General features: G+C 70.9%; 16 protein-coding genes. 8 read left to right on the top strand and 8 right to left on the bottom strand.

Annotation, left to right across the window (positions count from 1 at the left end; translation table 11 throughout):
* Positions 1-133 precede the first annotated feature (133 nt).
* A complete protein-coding gene (locus IPH07_11365) occupies positions 134-1993 on the bottom strand; it encodes a hypothetical protein (GenBank protein ID MBK6917989.1) in 1860 nt (619 codons plus the stop codon).
* A 46-nt stretch (positions 1994-2039) separates the two neighbouring features.
* Here IPH07_11365 and IPH07_11370 point away from each other — a divergent pair, with 46 nt between their 5' ends.
* The gene (locus IPH07_11370) at positions 2040-3062 is read left to right on the top strand and encodes a hypothetical protein (protein MBK6917990.1); all 1023 of its coding nucleotides are present in this window, start codon (positions 2040-2042) and stop codon (positions 3060-3062) included.
* 25 nt (positions 3063-3087) lie between these two features.
* Here IPH07_11370 and IPH07_11375 read toward each other — a convergent pair whose 3' ends face one another.
* Both IPH07_11375 and IPH07_11380 read right to left on the bottom strand, forming a co-directional pair.
* Positions 3088-4449, bottom strand: a complete 1362-nt coding sequence (locus tag IPH07_11375; protein MBK6917991.1) for a hypothetical protein — start codon at positions 4447-4449, stop codon at positions 3088-3090.
* A gap of 186 nt (positions 4450-4635) precedes the next feature.
* Positions 4636-6261 (bottom strand): hypothetical protein, encoded by a 1626-nt coding sequence (locus tag IPH07_11380; protein ID MBK6917992.1) that lies wholly within the window; start codon positions 6259-6261, stop codon positions 4636-4638.
* Positions 6262-6457: 196 nt separating this feature from the next.
* Between IPH07_11380 and IPH07_11385 the strand changes: the two genes are divergently transcribed.
* Positions 6458-6751: a hypothetical protein gene (locus tag IPH07_11385; protein ID MBK6917993.1), complete on the top strand. Its 294-nt coding sequence runs from the start codon at positions 6458-6460 to the stop codon at positions 6749-6751.
* A gap of 6 nt (positions 6752-6757) precedes the next feature.
* On the opposite strand, the gene IPH07_11390 is transcribed toward IPH07_11385, so the two are convergent.
* The 3 genes from IPH07_11390 to IPH07_11400 all read right to left on the bottom strand — a co-directional run bounded on the left by IPH07_11390 (position 6758) and on the right by IPH07_11400 (position 9649).
* Positions 6758-7426, bottom strand: a complete 669-nt coding sequence (locus IPH07_11390) for an MBL fold metallo-hydrolase (protein ID MBK6917994.1) — start codon at positions 7424-7426, stop codon at positions 6758-6760.
* A gap of 61 nt (positions 7427-7487) precedes the next feature.
* A complete protein-coding gene (locus IPH07_11395) occupies positions 7488-8711 on the bottom strand; it encodes a ferritin-like domain-containing protein (GenBank protein MBK6917995.1) in 1224 nt (407 codons plus the stop codon).
* Positions 8712-8827: 116 nt separating this feature from the next.
* Positions 8828-9649, bottom strand: coding sequence for a serine/threonine-protein phosphatase (locus tag IPH07_11400; GenBank protein ID MBK6917996.1), 822 nt, complete (start codon positions 9647-9649; stop codon positions 8828-8830).
* Between the two features lie 227 nt (positions 9650-9876).
* Between IPH07_11400 and IPH07_11405 the strand changes: the two genes are divergently transcribed.
* From IPH07_11405 to IPH07_11430, 6 genes are read left to right on the top strand one after another with little or no spacing between them, the layout of a single operon-like run.
* Entirely contained in the window at positions 9877-10473 is a 597-nt protein-coding gene (locus tag IPH07_11405; GenBank protein ID MBK6917997.1) for a RedB protein, read from the top strand.
* The gene (locus tag IPH07_11410) at positions 10470-12317 is read left to right on the top strand and encodes a PAS domain S-box protein (protein ID MBK6917998.1); all 1848 of its coding nucleotides are present in this window, start codon (positions 10470-10472) and stop codon (positions 12315-12317) included. The genes IPH07_11405 and IPH07_11410 overlap by 4 nt, the downstream gene beginning before the upstream one ends.
* Before the next feature lie 26 nt (positions 12318-12343).
* The gene (locus IPH07_11415) at positions 12344-13453 is read left to right on the top strand and encodes an FIST C-terminal domain-containing protein (GenBank protein ID MBK6917999.1); all 1110 of its coding nucleotides are present in this window, start codon (positions 12344-12346) and stop codon (positions 13451-13453) included.
* Positions 13446-14519, top strand: a complete 1074-nt coding sequence (locus IPH07_11420) for a sensor histidine kinase (GenBank protein MBK6918000.1) — start codon at positions 13446-13448, stop codon at positions 14517-14519. The genes IPH07_11415 and IPH07_11420 overlap by 8 nt, the downstream gene beginning before the upstream one ends.
* Entirely contained in the window at positions 14516-15649 is a 1134-nt protein-coding gene (locus IPH07_11425; GenBank protein MBK6918001.1) for an HDOD domain-containing protein, read from the top strand. The genes IPH07_11420 and IPH07_11425 overlap by 4 nt, the downstream gene beginning before the upstream one ends.
* A gap of 1 nt (position 15650) precedes the next feature.
* The gene (locus tag IPH07_11430; GenBank protein MBK6918002.1) at positions 15651-16775 is read left to right on the top strand and encodes a response regulator; all 1125 of its coding nucleotides are present in this window, start codon (positions 15651-15653) and stop codon (positions 16773-16775) included.
* 52 nt (positions 16776-16827) lie between these two features.
* Here IPH07_11430 and IPH07_11435 read toward each other — a convergent pair whose 3' ends face one another.
* Positions 16828-18330 carry a SpoVR family protein gene (locus IPH07_11435; GenBank protein MBK6918003.1) on the bottom strand — a complete coding sequence of 501 codons (1503 nt, stop codon included), beginning with the start codon at positions 18328-18330 and terminating at the stop codon, positions 16828-16830.
* The gene (locus IPH07_11440) at positions 18330-19439 is read right to left on the bottom strand and encodes a DUF444 family protein (GenBank protein ID MBK6918004.1); all 1110 of its coding nucleotides are present in this window, start codon (positions 19437-19439) and stop codon (positions 18330-18332) included. The genes IPH07_11435 and IPH07_11440 overlap by 1 nt, the downstream gene beginning before the upstream one ends.
* Positions 19440-19521: the final 82 nt, after the last annotated feature.

Raw genomic sequence — 19521 nt, forward strand, 5'->3', positions numbered from 1 at the left:
GAACCAGCGGCCAAGAAGGCCTCGGATCGGTGACATCGTGCGGGAAAGATGGGGGGTGCATCGCACTGCGCATGCACGGATCGATGCTCGCCCGCGAGCCCAACATTGCTCCCGCGAGGGCTCGCATCGGTGGTCACTCCGCGAGCCGGAGCGTCCGCGCGTCGCGACGATCGAGCAGGGCGTCGACGCGGGTGCGATCCAGCGCACCCGATGGACTGCGCAGCAGCGTCGGTCCGCGCGGATCGGCCACCGGCGAGCCGGGGGCAGCGCGGAATTGGTCGTGGACCGAGCCCGACGCGGCGGTGATCCGGGCCGCGTGCGCGGGGCCCGGCAGCGTGCCGGGGGCCACCGACGACATCGCATCGCCCGCGAGACGCACGAGGGATCGCCACGCGACCCAGCGCAGCGCGGGGTACGGATCGGCGAGCAGCTCGACCAGCGGCTCGCGCTGCCAACCGTCGCCGGCCACCGCGATCGCGGGCGGCCACGCCAGGTGCCAGGCCCACAGCCCGCGCACGCCGGCGTCCCCCGCCAACAGGCCCTCGAGCGAGGCGGCGATCGGCGTGTCACCCGTGTGTGGCGTCGGCACCTCGCGCCCCCGCCAGCGCGCCAGCTCGCTACGCGCCCACGCGAGCGTGCGATCGAGGTGGCAGAGGTTGCAGGCGAGCGGTCGCCCGGTGGCGTCGGTGTGCGCGGCATCGGGCACATCGATCTCGTGGCTGCGGATCGCACCGAGCAAGCCCCAGGTCGTGCGCGGCATGTGGCAATCGAGGCAGCGCGCACCGCTACCCGCGGGATCGTGGTGGGTGTGCTCGCGACGCGCGTAGCTCGACGCGGCGTGGCACTGCGTGCACGCGTCGTCCCCGTCCATGCCCGCGCGCAGTTGATCGTCCGGCGAACCACCGTGCAGCGTGTGGCACGACAGGCACGAGATGGCGCGCTCGCCCGCGGCGTCGCCCGCTGCCGCGCAGGGCGAGGCCAGCAGCGCGTTGGCCTCGCGACCGGTCACGCGGACCATGCCGTCGGACCAGAAGCGATCGTCGAGGAAGCCGGGGTCGTCGGCGAGCGCGGCCGCGAGTGCGCTCGAGGTCTCACCGCCGCCGCGCGCGGGGTGACGCACCAGCTCGGTCCACGACGCCAGCGGATCGCCCGGCGCGTGATCGGGCCCGTGCCGCAACCACCCGGCCTCGTCGCGATCGATCGAGATCGCGTGGCACTGCGCACAGACCTCGGTGGCTGCGGTGGCGCCCAGGGCTGCGGGTTGCACGACGTCGTCGGGCCGCGCCCCATGGGCGAGCCAGCGCCGCACGGGATCGCGATGGCGCTCCACGTGCGCGCGCGCGGGCCCATGGCATGACTCGCAGGCGATGCCCAGCTCGGCGACGCTGCTGTCGACGCGACCGGTCCCGGCGTGCCAGCCCGGCGCCCCCGCGACCGCGTGGCAGCGGATGCACACGCGGTTCCAGGTGTAGACCGCGTCGGCGTCGGCCGGCTGCAGCAACGTGGCGGCGTTGGGCACGAACGCGGCATCGTCGATCGACCATGCGTACTCGAACGCGCGCAGGGTGTCGCTGCCGCGATCGTGCAGCCAGAACAGCTGCATGTGGTGGGAGCCGGTCAGCATGACGACCGGCTCGGGCGCCGCGTCGGGGCGCACGACCACCGGTGCGTCACCGTCCCAACGCAGCTGCACGTCCCCGGGCAGCTCACCGGCCCACGGCGCGACCACGGTGTCGGGCGCGGCCGCCTGCGTCATGGTGCGGTGGTGGCTGCCGTGCCAGCTGTGCCACGCCGCGCCGTGGCACGCACGACAGCTCTCGCTGCCGGCGTAGCGCGAGCGCTCGCGACGCTCGGGCAGCGCGGTCGCCCGGGCGCGCGCCCACGTGCTCGCGGCGTCGATTCGGAGCTGGCGCGCCCACGCGGCCGCACCCGCCGAAATCGCGAGCGCCGAGCACAGCACCAGTCGCACCGCACGGAGCACGAATGGTTCCACGATCGCAGCTGGCGCAGGTGCTCGCAACGGTGCCATGCTCGCGTGCGTGAGGTCGGCCGTCGCCGTCTGCATCGCCCTTTCGCCCCTGCTCGCATGCGGGCGGAGCCCCGCCGCCGCCGAGCTCACCGCCGCGATCGCCAGCGCGGCCACACCGCGACGCTGCGAGGACGCCCGCGCGCCCGAGCCCGCCGCCCAGGGCTTCGCGCACCATCGCAGCGGATGGATCGCGGCCGCCGCGAGCCCGCACCACGTGCTCCACGACGGCTTTGCCAACCCCGGCGCCAGCACGACGCTGCTCGCGAAGATCACCTACGGCGAGCTCGGCAAGGACCTCGAGGACGAGGCCGTCACGCTGTGGATCGACACCTGCGATCCGCAGCGCAGCGCGACTGCGATCGCCCACGTGCGCGCCGACCACGATGGCCTCGCCCGCTTCACCTTCGTCGCGCCGAGCGCCGGCACCTACCGCACGTGGGTGAGCGTCGACGGCGACGGCACGCTCGCGGCGGGCCAGCTGTTCGTGTGGGCACCCGGCACCGCGATCGTGGTCTCGGACATCGACGGCACGCTCACCACCACCGATGACGAGGTCACCATCGACGTGCTCGACGAGTACTTCGAAGACCTGCGCGAGGGCGAGTACGCGGCCGCGGCATACCCGGGTGGCGCCGAGCTGACGCACCTGTGGCACGACGCCGGCGTGCCGGTGGTGTACCTGACCGGACGTCCGTATTGGCTGGTCGAGCACACCCGCACGTGGCTGCACGAGGGCGGCCATGCGCCGGGCCTCGTGCACACCACTGCGCGCCACCGCGACGTGGTGCCCAACGCCGACGGTGTCGGTGCGTTCAAGGCCGCGTACCTGCGGGAGCTACAGGCCGCCGGGCTGCGCATCGTCGCCGCGTACGGCAACGCGAGCACGGACGTCGCCGCGTACGCGGCGGTCGAGCTCGCGCCGTCGCAGACCTTCATCATCGGCCCCCACGCGGGCGAGGGTGGCACCGTCGCGGTGCACGGCGACTGGGCAGCTGCGCTGCCGTGGGCCCGCGACCGCGCGCGGGCCCCCTGACCGCAGCCGACCGTGGTCGCGCGCGTCAGCCCGGCGGATCGGTGTACTCGCTGAGGTCGCCGCCGCCGAGCTCGTAGAAGGTCGAGTACAGCGAGCCCGACCAGAAGTGGTTCAGCGCGCCGAAGCCGAAGCCCTCGACCGGAGCGCCCGCGGCCTCGACGTAGCTGAACAGGTTCTGCTGCACCCAGCCGAGATCGGGATCGTGGCGGTACTGCCCGATGAAGTTGCTCGTCATGTCCGAGACGTAGACGTACGGAATCGCGGTCTCCTGATCGACCACGACCTCCATGCCGTCCATGTGATCGCCCGCCAGCACCGGGAACTCGAAGGCGTAGCCCCAGGTCTGGGTCTCCGCGTCGTACTGGAACACCCGCCGCGCCGACTCGTTGCCGGAGTACCAGACCTCGTTGATCTCGTCGTAGCCGAGGAACGCCAGCCAGCCGTAGTTGGTGGTGCCGATCCACGTCGGCATCGGCGCGACCTGGCTGGTGATGCCGGTGGCGAAATCGTACTCGCGCACGTCGTTGGGCCCCGAGAAGACCACCGAGTTGGGCTTGGCGTAGACCTCCATGATGTTGGGAAACGCGCCGGGGTTGTCGACCGGCCACGAGTTCACGAACGTGAACACGCGCTCCTCGATGGGGCCCTCGGCCTCGGGGTAGTCGGGGTGCTGGTTGGGCTCGAGCAGGCCGTCGCCGTCGGAGTCGAGCAGCTCGACATCGTAGGCGCCGATCGTGAGCACGCCGTTCTTCATCGCGACGAAGTAGATGCGGTTGTCGATGCTGTCGACGTCGGAGATGCCCGAGAAGCCATCGGCCGTGAGGTCGAAGACCGCGTACTGGTAGTACTCGCCAGTCGGCGTGATGTCGCCGATGGGTGCCAGCGGCACGCACGAGCCCGACGCCGAGTCGCAGACCATCTGCGCGGCGGGGTCGCAGATCTCGTCCTGCTGCCACGTCGGCTCCGGGCCGGCGGTGTTGCACGACAGCACGCGCGGGCCCTTGCACGCGTACTGACCGTCGAGGCACGCCACGCAGCCCTCGCCGTCGACGCAGATCTCCGGCAGGCAGTTCATGGTGTCGACGGCGTTGCCGGCCCCGTCGCACTCGACCGCGATCGAGCCCTTACAGAAGATGCCCGCGGGTTGATCGAGACACAGGCCGCTGTTGGAGCCGAGGTCGAACTTGGTCTGGCTACCGTCGTCCTGGCCGGCCGAGCTGTCCTGGGGACCGGTCGCAGGGCCGTCGGCGGCGGTGCCATCGGCGGTGACGATGCCGGTGCTGTCGCCGATGCCGGTGAGCGTCACGGTGCTGGCGTTGCCGTCACCGCCACCGCCGGCGTCGCCACAGGCCGCGAGCATCACGAGCACGATCGTGGAGCGCTTCATCGTCATCACCTCCATCGCGGGATCGATCCCAGGAGCAGTGTACCCCCAAGCGCACGCGTGCACGCAGCGCCGCGACCGGAACGAGAGCACGCGAAGTCGCCGCGGCATCGAGCCGGTTGTGGGCACGGGCCCCCGGCTCGGCATCGTCGACCCGAGGGTTGCCACGACAGGCGCGCCCCGTTGGATTCACGACGTGAACGAGAGCACCAGCTCGAGTGTCGCTTCGCCATCGGCGGCGAAGCGCCAGCGCTCGACCTCGGCGCGCACGCAGTCTTCCAGCTCGGCGACGCCGGAGACCCCGAGCTTGGTCACGCGCCCCTGGTCCGTGATCGTGAACGACAGCGTGATCTCACCGCGCGACGCCGGACTGTGCGCCTCGGCGCACCGACGCAGTCCAGCGAGGCGGCCCCGGATCGACGCGCGGGTCGCCGTCATGTCGCGCACACCCGAGCTCGACAACGACTCGAGCTCGACGACCGACCGCGGTGGATCGATGCCGGCGGACGGTTCCATCGCAGCACCGCCCCCGAAGTCGCCGATGCCGCCCGCGTGCAACGAGCCGCCGCCACCCGCGGACCCGATCGCGCCGCCGAGCCCACCGTAGACCTCGCCACCCAGATCGACATCACCGGCCCGTCCCAGCACGCTCGATACGCTCGAGCCGCTGTCGGTGAGGCTCGCGAGCAGCTCGGCCTCGAGCTCGGCGGACAACGAGCCGCCGAGGATCATGCTCAACGGCTCGATCACCTGGATCTCGCGCGTCGCCGCGCAGAGCTCGAAGGGCTCGAGTACGCGATCGTCTGGCGCGAGCCGCAGGCAGGTCGATCGCTTGGCGCGACGACCTCGGCCGCCGACCTCGACGTCGGCCAGCAGCTTGCCCGCCGCGGTGCCGTCGGCCCAGGTGACCGCGGTGCCGCTTCGCATCGAGGAACGTACGTCGGCGACGAGTCCCCCGAGCACGGGCATCGCCGTGCTCGACGGTCGCTCGCGCAGCGCCTCGACCTCGACCTCGACGCGGGCACTCACGCAGGGGCCGACCAGATCGACATGGGCGCGCTCGCCATGCAACGTGCGCGCGAGGACGATCGGCGCGCCGCCGTCGTCGACATGGAACGCGGCCGCGCCCACGCGCTCGCCACCGACCCGGATCTCCGCGTCGGCCGCCAGCCAGCCGTCGTGGGCGGGTGGCGCGGCGGCCACGGCCGGCTCGAACGCATTGCCGACATCGCGGGGATCGATCGCGATCGCCAGCCGCGAGCCCATGAGGTCCACCGCCCCGGCGTCGCCGGTGGCGAGCACCGGCAGCCCCACGCGCAGGCGCACGGAGGTGCCGTCGTCATGCTGCAGCGATTGCTCGCGCGCGAGCACGTCGGCCACCGCGTCGAGGCCGACCCAGAACCTGGGCTCGATGGGGTCGAGCGCGGGCAGACCATCGTCGCAGCGGTGCTCGGCCCGGGCCGGTCGCACCTGCAGCAGCTCGCCCGCGCTCGCCATGACCTCGAACGCACGCGCGACCGTGCCGCCCGCCGCGGCGGATCGCAGGCGCAGCCGCGGCGCGTCGTCGTGCGGCGCCACGCGCAGCTCGCTGCCCGCCGCGAGCAGCACGTGCTTGCCGACGAACGCAGCGGGCACCGTGATGCGCTCGATCGCGGGCAGCGGCTCGATCTTCACGACCGGCTTCGGCACGGGTGTCGCCGTGGGCTCGGGTGTCGCCGGCACCGACGCGGGCACCGGCGGCGTCGCCTCGTCGGGCCCACCGCATGCCGCCGCGAACACCAGCCACGCGAGCGTCCATCGACCCGATCGATCCATGCCCCATCATGACGGACCCGCGTCGGCCTGGTTGCCCACCGCCCGTGCTGGGTAGGTCAAAGCCTCACCCACGCGCCCGAAACCAGGGTCCTGCCCACGCGACCGGCAGCCGCGCGCTCGCAGGCCGCGGGGTTTGGGCCGCTTTCTTGGCCGTCACGCGCGCGCTTGCCAAGGTGCCCGCGGGAGTTCGCCGCCCATGCTCGATCACGCCGACGTCGCGCTCGCGTTCATCTGTCTCGAGGACCGCCTCTTCGCGTGGCAGGGTGACGCGCTCGATCGACGCACGGCGAGCTACGCGGCGGCGCCGGTGTCCCGCTCGCCCGCGGGTGCGCGGGCCATGGTCCCACGCGCGCCCGCCCACCACGACCGCGCGGGCTGCTACGCGCTGCGCCACGCGGGTAGCGAGTGGGTCCGCAGCAACGACGCCGCACTCGCGCTCGCGCGCCATCGTGCGGTGCAGCGCGGCACGCCGGCCGGCGCCACGCCGTAGCGTCGCCTACCCGCCCATGCGCCGCAGGAACGCCTGCAGGCTCGTGATCTGCAGCGTGGGGTTGCTGCGACGCACCTCACCGAGGGTGGCCTTGTCGCCGCCGTAGGCATGCCCCGGCAGCAGCATCATCTGCGGCGGCAGCTCGGCCAGTCGCTCGTGCAGGGTGCGGAACATCTGCTCGGCGTCGCCGCCCGGTAGATCGACACGGCCGCAGCCCTGCAGGAACAACGTGTCACCGGCGAGCAGCGCCTCCTCCTCGCCGTGACTCAGCCCCGCGACGCGGAAGCACATCGAGCCGGGCGTGTGCCCCGGCGTATGCAGCAGCTCGACCTCGACCCCGCCGACCCGCACGCGATCACCGGAATCGTGTTCGACCAGGTCCGACTTCGACAGACCCGTCACCGCGCGCACGCCCTCGGACTCGAGGCGATGGACGTGGGCGTGGCAGTGGCAACGCGAGGTCAGCTCGGCGAGGCCCTCGATGTCGAAGCCGAACATCGAGCCACCCACGTGATCGGGATGGTAGTGGGTGACCATCGCGCCGGTGATGCGCATGCCATCGTGCTCGGCGCACGCGATGATGCCGGCGATGTCCCACGCGGGGTCGATCACCACGCACTCGCCGGCGTCGCGATCGCCCAGCAGGTACACGAAGTTCTGCATGCCGCCGGCCATGGCGTCGCCACGGGCGAAGTCGCGGCCGGACAAGAGCTGTCGGAGGTAGAGCTGCGCCACGTCAGGCGCAGTCTACGGCATCGCGCGCGCCCGGGTGTGCGAGCCGTCGCAGCATGGTCGCCGCGCACGGCCGCACGACGTCGCGCAGCACCTCGCGGCCGAGCGCGAGCGACTCTTCGACCGGCAGGATCCCGTGCGCGCGGAGATCATCGTCGGCATCACAGCCTGCGCCCGGGCCCCCGGGGTCGACGCCGTCGAAGGCGGCCGCCACCGCATCGGCGAGCTGCGGCGCGCGCCGCAGCGCCCACGCGACGAAGCGCCACGCCAGCTGCGCGTGGCGTCGTTCGTCGCGGGCGATCACCGTCAGCACCTTGATCACCGCGGGGTCGCGCGCGGCATCCCGCGCATGGCCGGCGCGCGCGCTCGCAATGGTCTCCCCCACACAGCCCTCGAGCACCGCGGCGACCACCGCCGCCTCGAGCGTGCGCGCGCCGGCCTCGGGAACCCGCAGACGATCCGGGCCGATCGACGCCCCCGCGTAGGCACCGGCGAGGCCGAAGGCCAGCCGCGCATGCACGACCTCGTCGCCCATCGCCTGCTGGGCCTCGAGCACCAGCTCCGCGGGCGCGCCGTGGGCCAACAGATCGAGGGTGAAGCGCGCGAACGAAGCGATCGAGGCGTGCTCGGCCACGGCGACCTCGCGCCACGCCGCGCACGCCCGGGCACGCGCGTCGGCGTCGAGCGCCGCCAGCCCTGGTCGCGTCGCCGCGCCCCAGTCGTCGCGCGCACGGGTGCTCGCCACCACCGCGGTCCCCGCGTGCAACAACGGACGGCCGGCACAGCCCTGATCCAGCACCTCGGCGACATAGCAGCACTGCCCCGCGATCCGCTCGGGCCCACACAGCACGCCCTGGAACTCGCCGAAGCAGGCACCCGAAGCCAAGATCGCCGCGTCCCTGCACGCGGCATCGCTGCAGTCGCCGCAGGCCTGCTCATCGCCGACGGCGACGCAGAACGCGACCTGCTCGTAGGCCTCGGGATCGGCCATGCAGCCGGGCCCGTCGTCGCCGCTGTCGCTGGTCGCGACCGTCGTGCTCGCGACCGTCGTGCTCGCGACCGTCGTGCTCGCGACCGTCGTGCTCGCATCGCTGGTGCCGTCGTCATCGCTCGAGGCCCCGTCGTCCCCGGCATCGTCGCCGCGGCTGTCGTCGCCCAGCTCGCGGCCCACACACCCGACCAAACCCAATGCGACGAGGATACCCCCACGCAGCTCCATCCAACCCATGGTGGATGCATGGTCGCCGGGGTGGTGGGCCTTCGCCGCGGGCCTCGAACTGCGCTGGCCCGCGTCTGAACGCGGTTTCGCGACCAAGTCGGCGATCCGCTCGCGCCGGCTGCTCGCTACCCGCCGCCCGGTGGCAGTGTCTCGAGCGAGGTGCGTCGATACGCTGGCTGCGGCCGCCGCTCGTCGCGATCGTTGCAGGCGAGCATCACCACGACGGTGATGTTGTCGTCACCGCCGCGCTTGTTCGCGTACTCGGTGCACACACGCGGCAGGTCGGCGTACCAGTGATCGCGCGCGAGCACTGCGATCTCGTCGGACTCGACGTAGTTCGAGAAGCCATCGCTGCACAGCAGGAACGCGTCGCCGAGGTTCACGCTCACCGGGATGATGTCGGGGTCGACGAACCGCTCGAAGCCGACCGATCGCGTGATGATGTGCTTGAGGTCGCTGGCGGCGGCCTCCTCCTCGGTGAGCATGCCGGCCTGGACCTGCTCGTTGAGCCACGAGTGATCGTTGGTGAGCTGGCGGCAGGTGCCACCGCGCAGCAGGAACGCACGGCTGTCCCCCACGTGCACGATGTAGCCGCGCTCGCCGCAGACCCACATCCCGGTCAGCGTGGTGCCCATGCCCTGCAGGCGGTGATCGCTGTTGGCCTGATCGAAGATCCTCGCGCTGGCTTCGCTCGCCGCCACGCCCAGCAGCTCGGCGATCGCCGCGCCGCGATGCTCGATCGGGATTGCCCCGAGTGCGTCGGCGCCACGGCGGACGACCTTGTCGACCACGTCGACGCACAGCTGCGAGGCGTGGGCCCCACCGGCGTGTCCGCCCATGCCGTCGGCCACCAGGTAGAGGCCGAGACCGACGTCGACGAGGTGACTGTCCTCGTTGTGGCTGCGGACACGGCCGACGTCCGTCGCAGGCCAGGCGATGATACGCACGCGGGCGTCACCATAGCACGGCCGTTCCCCTCGTCGTGGCCCCCGCGATGGCGCGTTCGAGGCCGGCTACCCAGACCGTCTGCACGCGGCGGTGCGATGGCAGCGCAGTCCTCGAACCTTGGTCCTGCGGACCGCCGCGAGGGCCCGCCCCCTCGCGGGCCGACGACGACGAGGCGGCGCGGACGACGACGGCTCAAGCATGGCGCCCGCTCGGCGATTGCACCCGCATGCGCACCGCCACCATCGTCGATCCCACGCGGCGTCGACGATGGTGGGCGGCAGGCATCGTGGCGCTCTCGTGCCTGGCGACCGTGGGCGCCGGCGCGGCGCAGCTGCGCTACGCCTTCACCCCCGGCGAGCTCGGTGAGCCAGCCCTGACGTGGCCGGAGCACAGCGGGATTACCCGCGTGCCGGGCCGCGCGACCCTGCTGATGTTCGTGCACCCGCGCTGCACCTGCACGCGCGCGAGCCTCGACGAGCTCGCAGAGGTGATCGCCCTCGACCCGACGGCGGCCGACGTGATCCTCGTGGTCGACGACGAGGACCACGGTCCACTCGCGCCCGCGGTTGCGCTCGACGTGCCAGGGGCTCGCATCGTGCACGAGCGCGGCGAGGAGACCGAGCGATTCGGCGTCGCCACCTCGGGCGAGGTGATGCTGTTCGCTGCCGGCGGCGAGCGGCGCTTCGTCGGCGGGATCACGGCGTCCCGCGGCGCGCGAGGTTCGAGCCCGGGGCGCGTCGCGCTGGAGGCCGCGCTCACCGACCCACATCGAGCCACCGACGCCGCGGTCTACGGCTGCCCGCTCACGGAGTCGGCGCCATGAGCTCGACCTTCGAGGCCCGCAGCGCCCAGCTCCGCGAGGTCCACCTCGCGCACGTGCACCACGAAGGCGACCGGCTGTTCCGGCTGCTGCTCCCGCTGCAGTGGGCGGTCGCGGTCGTGCTCGCGCTCGCAACCACCCCGTTCACGTTCGCCGGGGCATCGCGAGCGATCCATCCGCACGTATGGATCGCCCTCGTGGGCGGCGCGGCGCTCACGGCAGCCCCGCTGGCGCTGATCTGGGCCCAGCCGGGCCGACGGCTCACGCGGCACGTCGTCGTCGTCGCACAGATGCTGTTCTCGGGCCTGCTGATCCACGTGACGGGCGGCCGCATCGAGACCCACTTCCACGTGTTCGGATCGCTGGCGTTCATCGCGTTCTATCGCGACCCCGCGCTGCTGGTGACGGCGACCCTCGCGGTGACCGCCGATCATGTGGGCCGTGGGTGGCTGTGGCCCGCCGCGGTCTACGGCGTGCCGAACCCGGCCTGGTGGCGCTTCCTCGAGCACGCCGCGTGGATGGTGTTCGAGGACATCGTGCTCGCCATGGGCATCCATCGCTCGCTCGCGGACATCCGCCGCATCGCCGAGCGCGAGGCCGCGCTGACCCAGGTCAACGATCTCGTCGAGCAGCAGGTCAACGAGCGCACCGCCGAGCTCGCCGCGAGCCGTGAACAGTTCCGATCGCTGGTCGAGACCACACAGGCGATCCCGTGGGAGGTCGATCTGCGTTCCGGGGTCACGACCTACATCGGGCCCAAGGTCGAGGCCATGCTGGGCTACCCCCCCACGCACTTCGGCGCGGCCCATGTCTTCACCACGTTGGTCCATCGCGACGACCTCCCGCAGATGCAGCGCATCAGCGCCGAGGTGGCGCAGACCGATGCCGAGCTGGAGCTCGAGTGCGAGCTGCGATTCGTCGCCGCCGACGGCCATCTGGTCCACACGCGCAGCCTCCTGTCCGCCCTCGGCAGCCGCGAGCGGCGGGTGCTGCGAGGGGTCTCGATCGACATCTCGCGGCAGAAGCAGCTGGAGGCCGACGCGCGCGCCGCCCATCGCATCCAGTCGCTCGGCCGCGTCGCCGCCAGCGTCGCGCACGAGGTCAATACCCCGCTGCAGTACATCGGTGACAATGTCCGCTTCCTCGCCGACGCCGCGCGGCGGCTGATCCAGGCCGTCGACCGCATCGGTGTCGCGTCCGGGCCGACGGCGGACACGGACATGCACCGCAAGGTGGTGGAGATCCTGCGGCGCGCCAAGATCGACCGCATCCGCAGCGGCATCGAGGGTGCCCACGACGCCGCGACCCTCGGTCTGGAACAGGTGCGCCAGATCGTTCGCGCCCTGCAGAGCCTCACGGGTGGCCAGCAGCACGGCGCGGGCAGCATCGTGGGCGACGAGTGCGTGCGCACGGCGGTGGTGCTGGCCCATGCCGAGTTTCCCGAGATCGCCTACGAGATCGAGCTCGAGCCGCTCGGTGCGATCGCCGGTGACGGGGTCGCGATCGGGCAGGCTGTGCTGGGCCTGCTGCGCAACGCAGCCGAGGCCACGCGGGAGCACTTGCCCGCCGGGGCGCACGGGCGCATCGAGGTCCGCGGCCGTCGCGACGAGGACCGCATCGCGATCGAGGTCCGCGACTTCGCAGGTGGCATCCCGGTGGAGATCCGCGAGCGCCTGTTCGAGCCCTTCTTCACCACCCGCGGCGAGGGCCACGGCGCAGGCGAGGGCCTGCATCGCATCCGCGACATCGTCGAGGGGCAACATCACGGCCAGCTGGTCGTGCACCACGAGTCCGACGGCACCACGTTCACCGTGCTGCTCCCCTGCACCCTCGCGCTCGCGGCGTGAGCAATTCGTCGTACGAAGGAAATCAGATGCCGACCGCTTCGCCCAGACGTGCGTCCACGACGCAGACCGATCCGGATCTCGCAGCCGCCGAGATCGCGGCGCAGCTCGGCGACGCCACCGCGGGCGGCGTCGTGTTCTTCTGCGCCGCGTCGTTCGACCTGCCACGCCTCGCGGCCGCGCTGCGACGCCACATCGCTGGACCGATGACCGGCTGCACCAGCGCGGGCCAGATCGGGCCGAGCGGTTTCCAACCCGACGGCATCGTCGCGGTGGGTTTCCCGGCCAGCTGCTGCACGCTCCGGATCTACCCGCTCACACGCCTGCATCAGTGTGAGCTCGAAGCGGCGGCGATCGCCCAGGCCGTCGAACGTGACCTCGGGCAATCGCCCGCGCGCAACTCGTTCGGCCTGCTCCTCATCGACGGGCTGTCACTCGCCGAGGAGCGGGTCGCGTCGGCGCTCTTCCAGGAGCTCGGCCAGCTGCCGTTGGTCGGCGGCTCCGCCGGCGACGACCTGGCGTTCGCCCACACCCATGTGTTCATCGACGACGCCTTCGTCGAGGGCGCCGCCGTGCTTGCCGTCGTGTCGACCGACCTGCCTGTGCGGCCGCTCAAGTTCGAGCACTTCGAGAGCACCGGCAAGCGCATGGTGGTGACCGGGGCCGACCCCGCACGGCGCCTCGTGACGACGCTGAACGGCTATCCGGCCGCCGAGTTCTACGCGGGCATGCTCGGCGTGGACGTCGAACAGCTGGACGCGCCCACCACCTCGGCGGCGCCGATCATGCTGCGGGTGGGCGACGACTACTGCGTGCGATCGATCGCGCGTGTGAACCCCGACCGCAGCCTCACGCTGCTGTGCGCGGTCGATCAGGGCACGGTGCTCAACCTCGGTCGGGGCGGCGACATCCTATCGCAGCTCGAGCGAGAGCTGCCGGCGAGCGACGACGCCGTCGTGATCGGTTGCGACTGCATCCTGCGTCGTCTCGAGCTCGAGCGTCGCGGCCTCGCCGACGCGGTCGGTCGCTACCTCGGTCGGCACAACGTGGTGGGCTTCAGCACCTACGGCGAGCAGTACAACGGAACCCACCTCAACCAGACGTTCGTGGGCGTCGCGATCGGGGATGTCCGTGGCTGACCAAGACGAGCTCCACGCTCGGATCTCGCAGCTCGAGCGGGCGCTCGCCGCCAGCGAGGGCACGGTTGCCGCGCTGATGGATGCCGCCGAGGAGAGCAACGCGAAGGTGCTCAGTGCCGCCGCGGTCGCCCAGCAGAGCCACCGACTCGCGCAGGTCATCGCGCGCAAGACCCAGGAAAGCGATGCCCAGCGCGAGGCGCTCGCGCGGGCCCTGCGGGAGCTCACCGCCGCGCAGACCGAGCTGACCCACTCGCAGAAGCTCACCGCCATCGGACAGCTCGCCGCTGGCGTCGCGCACGAGATCAACACGCCGATCCAGTACGTCGGCGACAACCTCACCTTCCTGCAGAAGGTGTTCGAGCAGGTGCTGCCCGTGCTGCAGGCCGCGGCCGCGGCCGCGGCCGACGAGGCGGACGGGCGCGCGCGTCTGAGCACGCTGCTCGCGAAGCTCCGGCTCCCGCGCATCGCCACGCAGGTGCCTCGCGCGATCGAGCAGTCGCTCGACGGCGTGAGCCGGGTCGCGAAGATCGTCGGCGCGATGAAGGACTTCTCGCACCCCAGCGGCGGCGAGATGTCCGAGGTCGATCTCCGCAAGACCATCGAGTCGACCGTCACGATCGCCCGCAACGAGTGGAAGTACGTCGCCGAGCTCGAGCTCGACATCCCGGATGATCTGCCGCCCGTGTTGTGTCTGCGCGACGAGCTGAACCAGGTGGTCCTGAACCTCGTCGTGAACGCTGCCCATGCCATCGCGGCCGTGGTCGGCGAGAGCGGCGCTCACGGCACCATTCGCGTGTCGGCGTCGGTGGCGGACGACTGGTGCGAGATCCGCGTCTCCGATACCGGCATCGGCATCCCGCCCGAGCTCCGCGAGAAGGTCTTCGAGCCCTTCTTCACGACGAAGCCGGTCGGCAAGGGCACCGGCCAGGGCCTCGCGATCGCGTACGCGGTGATCGTCGAGAAACACCACGGCATGCTGACGCTCGAGTCCGAGGTCGGCCGTGGCACGACGTTCATCATCCGCATCCCGAGCGAGCGCTCGATGCCACAATTGGAGGCTGCGTGAAGATCCTGTTCGTAGACGACGAGGTGAAGATCCTCGAGGGACTCGAGCGTTCGCTGCTGATGGTCGCCGACGAGGACTGGGATCTCGAGTTCGTCGACAGCGGACCCAGGGCCCTGGCCCGACTGGCGGACGACGCGTTCGACGTCATCGTGACGGACATGCGCATGCCCGGCATGGACGGCGCCGAGGTGCTGCAGCGCGCGCGGGAGATCGCGCCCTCGACCGCACGCATCGTGCTGTCGGGCCAGATGGAGGCATCCAGCGCCCTATCGGCGGTCGAACGCGCGCATCAGATCCTCAGCAAGCCCTGCGCCGCCGAGCAGCTCTGCGACATCCTGCGCTCGGCGGTACGCTTCCGACGGTTGCTCGACGGCGACGTGTTCCGTCGCGCGGTGGTGTCGGCCGATCGGCTGCCGGCCGCGCCCCACATCTACCGAGAGATCCGTGCCGAGCTCGATCGGGGCGACCCCGCCATCGCGCGTGTCGCCGTGATCGCGGCCAAGGACCCTGCCCTCACCGCGCGGCTGGTGCACGTGGCGAACTCGCCGTTCTTCGGTGGTGGGCGCCGCATCACCGGTGCCATCGAGGCCATCCAACGGCTGGGCCTGCCGGTGCTGGAGGCGCTCGCGGTCGCGGCCGCATTCGAGCACGCCGACGGTTCCTCGCGCGAGCTCGACGTGGTGGCACTGCAGGCCCGGGCGCTGCGGGTCGCGGAGCTCGCAGCTCGGCTCCGTGCCAGTGAGGCCGGCATGGCCTACCTCGCCGGTGTACTCACGGGCGTCGGCCACCTCGTGGTCGCGTCGGCGGTGCCTGACGAGTACGACACCACGCTCGTCGCGGCGCGCAAGAGCGGACGGAGGTTGTTCGTGGTCGAGCGCGAGCGGTGGGGCACGACCCACGCCGAGATCGGCGCGTACCTGCTGGCGCTGTGGGGGCTGCCCGATGCCATCGTCGACGCGGTCGCGCATCACGACGGGCCCTCGATCGCCGAGGTCGGCGTCGCGCCCCAGCTGGCTGCCGCGGTCGCCGTCGCCGCCGCGCTGGACGACGGCATGCCCCCGAGCGCCGAGGACGTCGCGCTGCTCGGTCCTGACGCACATGCGCTCATCCACGCGGCGGAGGCGGCCTGAAATGTCTGCGCAGATCCGTGTGCTGTGTGTGGACGACGAGCCACGCGTGCTCGAGGGGCTCGAGCGCAACCTCGGCGAGGACTTCGAGATCGTCACCGCCGAGGGTGGCGCCGCCGGCATCGAGGCGCTGGAGGCGTGCAAGGACTTCGACGTCGTCATCTCCGACATGCGCATGCCCAAGATGTCGGGCGCAGAGTTCCTGCGCCACGCCAGGGCGCTGGCCCCCGATGCCGCGCGGGTGCTGCTCACCGGCCAGTCCGACGCGGAGTCGGCCCGCGAGGCGGTGAACGAGGGCCAGATCTTCCGCTACCTCGTGAAGCCGTGCCCCGTCGACGAGCTCAGCCGCGTCATCGAGGCCGGCGCCGAGGCCAGGCGCCGCGTGCTCGCCGAGCGCGAGCTGCTCGACACCACGGTCAGCGGCTCGATCAAGCTGCTCGTCGAGGTGCTCCACCTCACCGCGCCGTCGTACTTCCGCGAGGCGCCGCTGGTCGCGAGCATGGTCGAGCACATGTGCACCAAGCTCGAGCTCCACGAGCCGTGGCGCTATCGCGCGGCGGCGATGCTGCACGGGCTCGGCTACATCGCACTGCCGGCGGAGCTGGTCGAGCGCCGACTCTCGGGCGCCGAGCTGACGGCGGCCGAGCAGCAGGAGGTCTTGGCGGTACCCGAGATCGGTGCGCGTCTGCTCGCCGAGGTGCCGCGCTTCCGCGAGGTCGCAGAGATGGTGCGGCGACACCTCGAGCCCCCACCGCCGCGCTTGCTCGACGACATCGCCCGCGGCGCGGCGATGATCCAGGTCGCGCTGGCGGTCCTGCACGACGTCACGCCGGTGCTGCGCGTCGCCCAGATCGCGCGCGCGCTGGCTGCGACGCTCCCACCCATGCTACGACCGCTGGTCGAGCTGCTGCAGGACTTCCAGGCCCTCAGGGAGGAAGACGCCGTGGTCTCGGTGAAGATCGCCGAGCTGCGGCCGGGCATGGTGCTCGAAGAACCACTCGTGACGCGCAGTGGCAACGTGCTGTTCGCAAAGGGCAACGCGCTGACGCTGCCGCTGATCGAGCGCGTCCACCGGTTCCACCAGACCGCCGCCGTCGCCGAGCCGGTGCGGGTACGCCTCGCCGGGTGAGTCCACCCGTTCTTCGGCCGCGCGCGCAGCCGAAGAACGACGACGTCAGGCCTCAGACCTTGAAGGCCTCGGGCTCCTCGGCGATGCCGATTTCACTGCCGTCGAAGCGGATGCGCTTGGGCTTGTCGTCGATCACGGTGAGCAGCGCGACCGGGCGTCGCCACACCCGCTCGACCGCACGCAGCGTGTCGCGGGCGTAGTCGAGCTTGAGGTCGGTGCCCTCGTGGCGGTGGCCGAGCAGCAGCTCGCCGCGATTGAGGTAGTTGCTATCGACCACGTAGATGAACGGCTGGCCGAAGTTGGTCAGCGCGCCCAGCAGACGCTGCTTGATCTGATCGAACTCGCGGCTCTCGATCTCGAGGCGACCGGTGCGACGGTTCTCCTGGAACGTGAAGTACTTCTGCTCGCGCGCGAAGTCCATCGTGAAGAACTCGTCGATGAAGGTGACGTCGTTGTAGAGCCGACGGACCTCGAAGATCTTGGCCTTGCCGAGGCCCAGGCGCTTGTCCCAGCCGGTGCGCTCGTCGAGCCGATCGCAGCGCTCCCACTCGGGTCCGAACTTGCCCTGATCCCAGCGGCGCTCGATGTCGCGGTACAGCTCCACGCCGAGCTTGTAGGGGTTCAGCTGGCCTGGCGCGCTGGCGAACACGCCCGACACGACGTCGGCGTAGTCGATGACCTCGTCATCGCGCAGCGCCTTCTCGGTCATGATGCGCGAGTGCCAGTAGCTGGCCCAGCCCTCGTTCATGATCTTGGTCTGCATCTGCGGCAGGAAGTAGTAGGCCTCCTCGCGCAGGATGCCGAGCACGTCGGCCTCCCATGACTCGAGCGGCGCGAACTGCATCAAGAAGCCCAGCACGTCGCGCTCGGGCTGCAGCGGGTTCTTTCGCTTGGCCTCTTCCCGCTTCTCGCGTTGGCGCTGGCGCTGCTCGGCGACGAACTCGGGCGGGTTGATGTAGTCCTCGAGGTACGTGCGCTGGTTCTGCAGCCGCACGCGGTCGTCGTCGTGGACCTCGGGCGTCGGCTCGGCCGCGCGCGGACGTGGATCACGATAGGCGAGCCACGGATCGATGAGGTTGTCGAGCGAGAGGCAGTTGTCGATGAAGCTCTCGACCGTGTTCACACCGTGGCGGTCCATGTAGCGCCGCACGCGGGCGGCGTTGTTCGCCATCAGATCGATCATGCGCCGGTCGGTGCGCGAGAAGTACTGGTTGTTGCGGAAGAAGTCGTTGTGGCCGTACACGTGGGCCATCACGAGCTTCTGGTCGACCTGGCTGTTGCCCTCGAGCAGGTACGCGTAGCAAGGGTCGGTGTTGATCACCAGCTCGTAGATCTTCGAGAGCCCGTAGGTGTGGCTCTTGACCATGTGGTCGTATTCCATGCCGAAGCGCCAATGCGGATAGCGCACGGGGAAGCCACCGTAGCTGGCGATCTCGCACATCTGCCGGTAGTCGACCATCTCGAAGACCTGCGGGAAGTAGCTGAGCCCGTAGGCGTCGGCGTAGCCCTGGATCTCGATCTGCAGCTCGCGCAGGTATGGCGGCAGCGGGGCCATCAGCGGCCTCCCTTCAGGAACTCGCGGATCGAATCCATGATGTCGTCCTTGCCGGTGACCTCGCTGGTCACGAGCTTGGGATCGCTGGGGAACGCGGCGCGGATGTCCTTGATGAACTGGCCCGAGCCGTAGGGGCTCTCGACCTGGCCGTAGCCGAACTGGTTGCAGGCCGGCAGCAGCGTGTCGCGCAGCAGGTTGATGCAGGTCGCGGTGTCATCGACCGACCAGTTGTCGCCGTCGGAGAAGTGGAACGCGTAGATGTTCCAGTTCTCGGGCGGGAACTCCTTCTCGATGAGATCGGAGCACACGCGGTAGGCCGAGCTGATCATCGTGCCGCCCGACTCGCGGGTGCGGAAGAAGACCTCGCGATCGACCACGCGCGCGGTCGCGTCGTGGATGATGTAGCGCGACTCGAGGCCCTGGTACTGGCTGCGCAGCCAGGTGTCGATCCAGAACGACTCGATGCGCACGATCTCCTTCTGCTCGTCGCCCATCGAGCCGGACACGTCCATCATATAGATGATCACCGCATTGCTCTGGGGCCGCGGGTCGGTGCGCCAGCTGCGGTAGCGCCGGTCCTCGCGGATCGGCACGATGATCGGCAAGTCCTTCTTGAAGGTACCGCTGGCGACCTGCCGCCGCAGTGCGCGCTTGAAGGTGGCCTTGAACGATCGAAGGCTCTCGGGGCCGGTGCGTCGCAGGCTGACGTAGCGGTCCTTCTTGGTGTCGAGCGACTGCGTGCCGCGGGGCTCGATGCGGGGCAGCCCCAGCTCCTCGCCGAGGATCGCCGCGAGCTCGTCGAGCGTGACCTCGACCTCGAGGCTCTTCTCGCCCTCGCCCTCGCCGGCCTTGCCCGAGCCCTGGCCCTGCTGGGGATCGCCGCCGACGGGATCGCCGGGCTCGCCTTCGCCCTGCCCGACCCCCTGCTTCTGATTGCCACCCAGCGTGAAGCGCGGGATGTCGATCTGCGGCATCGGGATCGTCACGGTGTCCTGGCCCTTGCGGCTCATCAGGTCACCGCGCGAGATGTACTTGCGCAGGTTCTGGCGGATCTTCCCGCGGACGATCTCGCGGAAGCGGCTGTGGTCCTTGTCGATGCGGGAGATCATGATCTTGCTCTCGCGTCCCGCGTGGCAGCCCAGGTGCCACGTGTGGTGTCCGGCACGGTGTCTGGCATGGTATCAGGCTGAC

The sequence above is a fragment of the Deltaproteobacteria bacterium genome (assembly GCA_016709225.1).
GTDB lineage: Bacteria > Myxococcota_A > Polyangia > Nannocystales > Nannocystaceae > Xiheibacterium > Xiheibacterium phototrophicum.